5 protein-coding genes and 1 rRNA gene are annotated in these 7,156 nt (G+C 37.3%); all 6 read right to left on the bottom strand.

All coding sequences use genetic code 11. The features are described from left to right. Nucleotides 1-257 (bottom strand): GTP-binding protein (locus tag H7254_RS13870; RefSeq protein WP_301933530.1); only part of this gene is annotated, 257 nt, incomplete at its 3' end. A 328-nt stretch (nt 258-585) separates the two neighbouring features. Beyond that, nucleotides 586-1,884: an APC family permease gene (locus H7254_RS13865; RefSeq protein WP_301933529.1), complete on the bottom strand. Its 1,299-nt coding sequence runs from the start codon at nt 1,882-1,884 to the stop codon at nt 586-588. 128 nt (nt 1,885-2,012) lie between these two features. Then, nucleotides 2,013-2,480 (bottom strand): 30S ribosomal protein S7, encoded by a 468-nt coding sequence (rpsG, locus tag H7254_RS13860; protein ID WP_301922164.1) that lies wholly within the window; start codon nt 2,478-2,480, stop codon nt 2,013-2,015. A 54-nt stretch (nt 2,481-2,534) separates the two neighbouring features. Further along, entirely contained in the window at nt 2,535-2,915 is a 381-nt protein-coding gene (gene rpsL / locus H7254_RS13855; protein ID WP_290339499.1) for a 30S ribosomal protein S12, read from the bottom strand. A gap of 110 nt (nt 2,916-3,025) precedes the next feature. Next, nucleotides 3,026-6,685 carry a T9SS type A sorting domain-containing protein gene (locus H7254_RS13850; RefSeq protein ID WP_301933528.1) on the bottom strand — a complete coding sequence of 1,220 codons (3,660 nt, stop codon included), beginning with the start codon at nt 6,683-6,685 and terminating at the stop codon, nt 3,026-3,028. A 384-nt stretch (nt 6,686-7,069) separates the two neighbouring features. Then, nucleotides 7,070-7,156 (bottom strand): 5S ribosomal RNA (gene rrf, locus H7254_RS13845); the annotation flags it as partial.

Raw genomic sequence — 7,156 nt, 5'->3', positions numbered from 1 at the left:
TTATATTGTTTTGTTTCTGGCAATTTTTTACCATTCTGCATTGGGAAGTTCCAGAAGCATGTGGTTGCAGCACTTGTAATAGTGATACCTCTTTCCTGTTCCTGGGCCATCCAGTCCATAGTAGCGGCACCATCATGCACCTCTCCAATTTTATGATTTACCCCGGTATAATATAATATACGTTCGGTGGTAGTGGTTTTACCGGCATCAATGTGAGCCGCAATACCAAAGTTTCGTTGATAACGTAAATCTGCCATTTTATTTGAATTAAAAATTTAGTATTGAAAATTTATTTGTTAAAAACTGCACCCATTTTTTAACGGCTGTTTTTTTATTTTTGTAACCAGCCATTGAATTACAATTCAGCTTCATTGGCGTCGCACTCTTGTACTATTTTTCTATATTGATCTTTGATGCCTGGTTCTTAGCAGGGCATTAAACCCGAAGGTAGTGGGTTGCTTTAATTTGATGAATGTACTCTCATAATATGCTAAATAAATTACAGCGGCCATCCTTAACATCCTTTCTTGCTGAACTTTTTAGCGCGGCAAAGGTATGTGTTTTTCTGTAACAAAAAATGTAAAACTAATCTGTATTAAGTATCTGCTCTACCGGATGGGGACTATCAAAATAATAAATAACGGCGCCTGCTAAAATAATTCCGATTCCTATTAAACTTTCTACCGGCCTTTCAATAATTGTAAAAATAAGTACCCAGGCATTAAACAGTAAAAATATAATTTGCAACAATGGTTTAAACGGACTTCTGAATGTGCCCGGTTGCCGGTTTTTTAAAAATAAACTGGTAGCCACTGTTAAGGAAGCCATCAGTTGAAGAACAAATCCGGCGTACAGTAATATTTTTTCAAAACTTCCGGTTAGCGCAAGTAAGATACTTATAAAAACATGCAGCCATATTGCTGTAACAGGAATACCGTGGGTATTTTTTTTAGCAAAGGGCTGCCAAAGCTTATACTCTTTTGCCATAGCCATCGTTACCCTTGGGCCTACCCATAAATACGAGCTAACGGTAGCAATTAACTGTATGGCTATAAATATACTTACCCATTTACCACCGGTGCTTCCCAACAGGTTATCAAAAGAAATAAAAGTTACTTCTTCTTTACCAACCAGCTGCGTTACGGTAGCATTTTTCAATAATACAAATTGAAAAAGTATATACACAATGGCTACAAACAACGTACTTCCAATCAAAGCCCTGGGCAGATTTTTTGCAGGATCCTTAATTTCATCTACAACGTAGGCTGCTGCATTCCACCCTATGTAAGCAAAGCCAACATATATCATCGAAACTGCGAAGCCCGGTTTTAAAATTTCGCTTTTCCAGCTATTGCTAAAATTTACTGCACTGTTGGTATTACCAGTAATAAAAAAGCCCAGTACAATAAGGCAAATAATAAAAAGTACTTTTATTACTGTTGAAATATTTTGAAACCGGCTGCTATGGCGGATTGTAAAACTATGCATCAACCCAATTAATACAATAATACCAATTGCCAGCCACATATTATTTTGCAATCCAAACGGAGAAAGATATTTGGTAAAAGCCATGGCGGCTAAGGCGACCGGCGCAGAAAAGCCGACTGTAAGGCCGGCCCATGCGGATAAATAACCTAACAAAGGATGAAAAACCCTTGACAAATAAATATAGTCTCCTCCGGATTCTTTAAAATGTGTACCCAGTTCTGCATAAGCAAAAGCACCAAATAACGCCAGTAAACCACCTGCAAGCCACAGCAATAAAATACTCCAGGTATTTTGTACTGAAGCTAACTGAAACCCAACACTTGTAAATACCCCTGTACCGATCATGTTGGCCACCACAATGGCAGAGGCGGTGTAAATACTTATTTTTCTTTTCAAAATCTGCAGAGAATATTTGGTAAAGGGGGTAATATTTTCAGGAAGATAAACAATAAAATGGTTGAAAGATCACCAAAAAAAAAGCTACCCTTGATGAGAGTAGCCTTATAAAAATTATTTTGTTATTCTTAAATTCTAAAGTGAGCAAACGCTTTATTAGCTTCAGCCATACGATGTGTATCTTCTTTCTTTTTATAAGAAGCTCCTTCACCTTTGCTGGCTGCAACTATTTCATTTGCTAATTTATCAGCCATACTGCGACCATTGCGATCACGGCTGTATTTTACCATCCATTTAATGCTTAAAGAAACTTTTCTATCCGCACGAACCTCTGCAGGAATCTGAAACGTAGCACCACCAATACGACGGCTACGAACTTCCACTCCAGGAGTAATATTGCTTAGAGCCTTTTTCCAGATTTCATAACCATTGTCACCTGTTATTTTACTTACTTTATCCAAAGCATCATAAAAAATAATATATGCACCACTTTTTTTTCCAGCCCACATTAAATTGTTTACAAAACGGGTAACTAATCTATCATTGAACTTAGGATCTGGTGCTAAGGGTATTTTTTTTGGTTGTGTTTTACGCATTGTTATATATTTTTTCTCCCACCACGAATAAACGGACGATTGAAATTTTATGAATTATTTTTTAGCTTTTTCTTTTTTGGTTCCGTATTTACTACGGCTTTGCTTGCGGTCTTTAACACCTGCTGTATCCAAACTACCACGAACAATATGGTAACGTACACCCGGCAAATCTTTAACCCTTCCGCCACGGATCAATACGATACTATGTTCCTGTAAATTGTGTCCTTCACCAGGGATATAGGCAATAACTTCAATTTTATTGGTTAACCGTACCTTGGCTACCTTACGCAAAGCAGAGTTTGGTTTTTTAGGCGTAGTTGTATACACCCTTGTACAAACACCACGACGTTGCGGGCATGCATCCAAAGCTCTTGACTTACTTTTAGCTTTAATAATTTCTCTTCCTTTTCTAACTAATTGTTGTATTGTAGGCATTGTGAACCCTTTATTTTTGGACGGCAAAGGTAGCGTTTATGATTTAAAATGAAACACTATTTTACAAATAATTTATTTTTTTTTATTCGCTGTTAAAAACGGGAAGGTTTTTACCGGAAAATCACTTTCTGGGTAAATGTTTCCTGTGTATTTAAATTGGTCAGTTTTATAACGTATAGCCCCCTTTTTAATTGACCAGAACTACTAATTTGAATTACATTTAAATCACTGAGGTTTTTCAGTTCCCTTAACGGTTGATTCAACAGGTTTAATATGGTTATATTGAACAGATCATTTTTAGGATTGATAAAACTAATATTTATTATATCGTTGGCAGGATTGGGGTATATCCGAACGCCCCCTGATTCCGTAGTTCGGGAAACCTCAACGATATTGCTATAAGTGAATGTGCCGTCGTTGTTTTTCCACTTCAGTCTGTAAAAGTTTTTAAATGCCGGGCGGGTGTCTGTAAAGAGGTACTGCTGCAACGGAGTTGCCGCAGTGATTTTTACAGAGCCGATTTCTTTAAAATTTCCATCGCCGGAATTTTTTTCTATTTCAACATATTTTGCTGATGGAATGATTGCTAATTGCCAGCTTAACAAAATATGGTTTGCTACAAAATTTCCATTAAAATGTTGCAGATAGATGGGCAGTACCTGATTACAGGAGCCATCCAGATGATAATTGTAGGTTCTGTTGATACAACCTGTTCCTAAAATAAAATGACAAACATAAAAGCCTGTATCAGCGTACGTAACAAATGGAATATAAATGCTGGAAGCACTACTCAGGTAAAGACTGTCGGTGCTGCTGTACTGTGCCTTTTTATACCATGTAAAGTTTGCGTTGTACACAGTATCCATCCTCAGTGTAGTTGCTACCTGATAACAATTATAGGTATTTACAATAGCGTTATTTGCCAACGGCAATACACTAGCATCCGCCAATGCTGCATTACCGCAGGCGTCCAGCGCCCTTAACCTTACCAGTGTATAATTGGTTCCGTTATTAATAGAAAAATCAGGGCTGGCCTGGGGGGCTGAGATTATGGATGGTGCTGTGGGTGAACTTCCAATAATTTCAAAGCTAAACGGCCCTACGCCATTTGAAATGATGGCTTTTAAATTAAATCCATCGCTATCGCATTGATAGGCTGAGGATCTACTTAAATCGGGGAAATGATATGGTTGTATAACCACCGTATCCTGATAAAAAATATTACATCCGTCACTTGCCTTGTATTTTACCATATATGATCCTGGTGCTAAATCCTGAAAAGTATATACACCGCCCAATACAATATCAGGTAAAACCGAAGGAGATAATACAGTGCCATTGTGTGAAACTATTTTCACAGACAAATATCCCATATTGGTTGAAGCAGTACTAATGATATCTCCGGAGCCGTTCGGATAAGTGCCACTTGGACACTTGCCTTTAGCTGAAATAGAATGTGATAAAAAGCTGGCAGTTGCTCCTAAATTAACAGAATCTTGTTTACCACAACTATCTGTTACAATCACTGTGTAGTTTTGCCCTGTTACTGTACCCGGAATACTATCTATACTAAATTGATTGCTGTTATAATTACCTGAAAAAAGTACACTGTGCGTATAGGTGTAAATTTTTAGATTCACCGGTAAAACACCCGATAGTACCGACACAGTAAATTTTGCAAAGTTGTAGCTGCAGGATTTGTTGGAAGTGACACTAATATGGGCAGGCAAAGGAAGTGACGTAAAACAACGCACGATGGTGGTATCATTACAGCTGTCTTTAATTTTAATACAATATTTTCCATAAGCCAAACTATCAAACCTGCCGTTGCTGTTACAGATTATTTGTACCCCATTGCTATCACTGAGACAGTAAATGGGACTGTTTAAATTTTGCTGGCCGGTTATCTGCGCAGAAAAAGTACTACAGGTATATTTTAAAAATTGAACGGAATTATCAACTGACGGCATATTTGCGTTAACGGTGATACATGTAAAAAAGGAAGTATCCGGACAATCATTTTTTGCCTTTACACAATAACTGCCGTAGGGAATATTATTAAAAATGCCGGTACTATCGCATGCTATAGATGAATCGGAAGCGTTGTATAGGCAAAACAACGCATTTTTTATATTATTTGTGTTGATAGTTAGCGTAAAATTTTTACAGGCTTTATTAGACGCATTTAAACTCATGTCGTTTGTGATTGTTTTTGATCCAGCGGAAAAACACCTTACAAAAGTTGTATCATAGCAGGAATCATATACGTGAACACAAAATCTTCCGATAGAAAGACTATCGAAATTGCCGGTACTATTGCAGCCAATCAAAGAATTGGTGCTATCGTAAAGGCAATAACTTGGGCGGGTTAAACTATCACCACCCACTGTAATACCAAAGGTATTACAGGTAATATAATGCGGGGTAAAACTGGTTGGAACTATCGGTACAGGTCTTACAGTAGCAAAGCAGGTTGAGATGGTGGTATCCCGGCAACCGTCAGTAACTTTTATACAATAACGGCTATAGATAAGATTATTAAAAACACCTGTTGAATTACATACAACCTTTGTATTTGTTGAATCATACAAACAATAGTTAGGATTAGTCAACCCATATTGTCCGGTAATACTGGCGGAAAAAACCGAACAGGTTTTATTCGCTATTAAAACAGAATTGATAATTCCTAACGGCGGATGAGCATTTGTAAAACATCTGATGATCGTTGTGTCAGTACAGTTGTCATGTATCTTGATACAATAATTACCATAAGTAAGATTGGTAAAAATACCAGTAGTATTACAACTTAATTGATTATTAGCACTATCGTATAAACAAAAACCAGCTGTATAATAATTGGTAACGCCAGATACTGTAGCTGTAAAACTGGTACATGATTGAGAAGTGATGATCACACCATTAACAGACGGCTGAATAATAATTTGTGCAGGAGCACTTTTAATATCTCCACAACTATCTTCGGCTACCACCGTAAAATGTGTTTGCCCTAAAAGTGCAAATTGAAAGTTGGGGTTTAACGACCAGACAGTGTCACCCTGCGAACGAACAATACCATAGTGAAAACCCGGAATTCCTCCGATGGTACTAATATTTCCCCTGCTGTCAACCACTTTTATAAATCCCGATGCGGAGTCACAGGATATTTTATTGAAATTGTAGGAATCAATCCACCAGCTATACCCATTCACCGTTATGTTTCGGGTTTGAATACCACCGCAGGAGTCAGTAAGGCGTATGGAATAATTTCCTGCGGATAAATTATTAAATACACCGTTGCTGTCTACAGTACCTACTCCCATTGGGGATGGTGCAACAATTGTAAAAAGAAAAGGAGATCTTCCAAATTGCTGGCCTTGCGCCTGTATACTCCCGTTATTAACCCCATCACAACTTACATCTGTTTTATTAAGTCCAAACCTTGGATCCTGGTAAGATCCCGGAACAACTAATCCTGATTGTGTATAAGAACAATTGGACACAATATCTGTAATTAAAACAGAATATACACCAGCCGACAACCCTGTAAGGGAATCAGAAGTCGTAAAATTGGAATTAACGGGTCCAAAAGTCTTATACTTATATGAGCCGGATCCACCACCTGAAAAAACTTTTATTGATCCTGTTGCAGCGCACCGGGATTCATAAGTTTTAAAAGTTGCTGTTATGGAGCAGCTCTGGCCTACAGCGATTTTTGGAATGATCAAAAAAGAGGTTAGTACTAGAATTAAAAACAAGTAGATATTTCGCATTTTTCATAGTTTGATAGAGCCGTACCGCTTCCAACATTTTCAATTTACGGGCCATGAATGCAACGCTATTTTGGACAATTTATTGGCTAAAGATTTATTTTACGTACATATACCCAACAGTAATTTTGCCTACATGTGTTCAAAAAACGCAAATACATATAACTGTTTTAAGAACTAGAACAGATAGAATGATCACCGGTTGATTTTAGTAAATCAATGGATTAAAATAACCTGAATTCAGTGAGGTAATTTATCACTTAAAAGCAGGAGTTTTTCACTTCTTTTTAGAGAGAATAAACTGAGAATTCTATAGGTAATATAGATATGAATACGAATAAACTAAAAAAGCCTTTACGTAGTAAACGTAAAGGCTTAATTAAATAAATATGGCAGCTACCTACTCTCCCGGTTGGAATACCAGTACCATCGGCCATAAGGGGCTTAACTTCTCTGTTCGGTATGGGAAGAGGT

This window comes from Ferruginibacter sp., from assembly GCF_014377975.1.
Lineage (GTDB): Bacteria > Bacteroidota > Bacteroidia > Chitinophagales > Chitinophagaceae > Ferruginibacter.
Note: the sequence above shows the minus strand (reverse complement) of the source record. Positions and strands in the feature narration are given on the sequence as shown.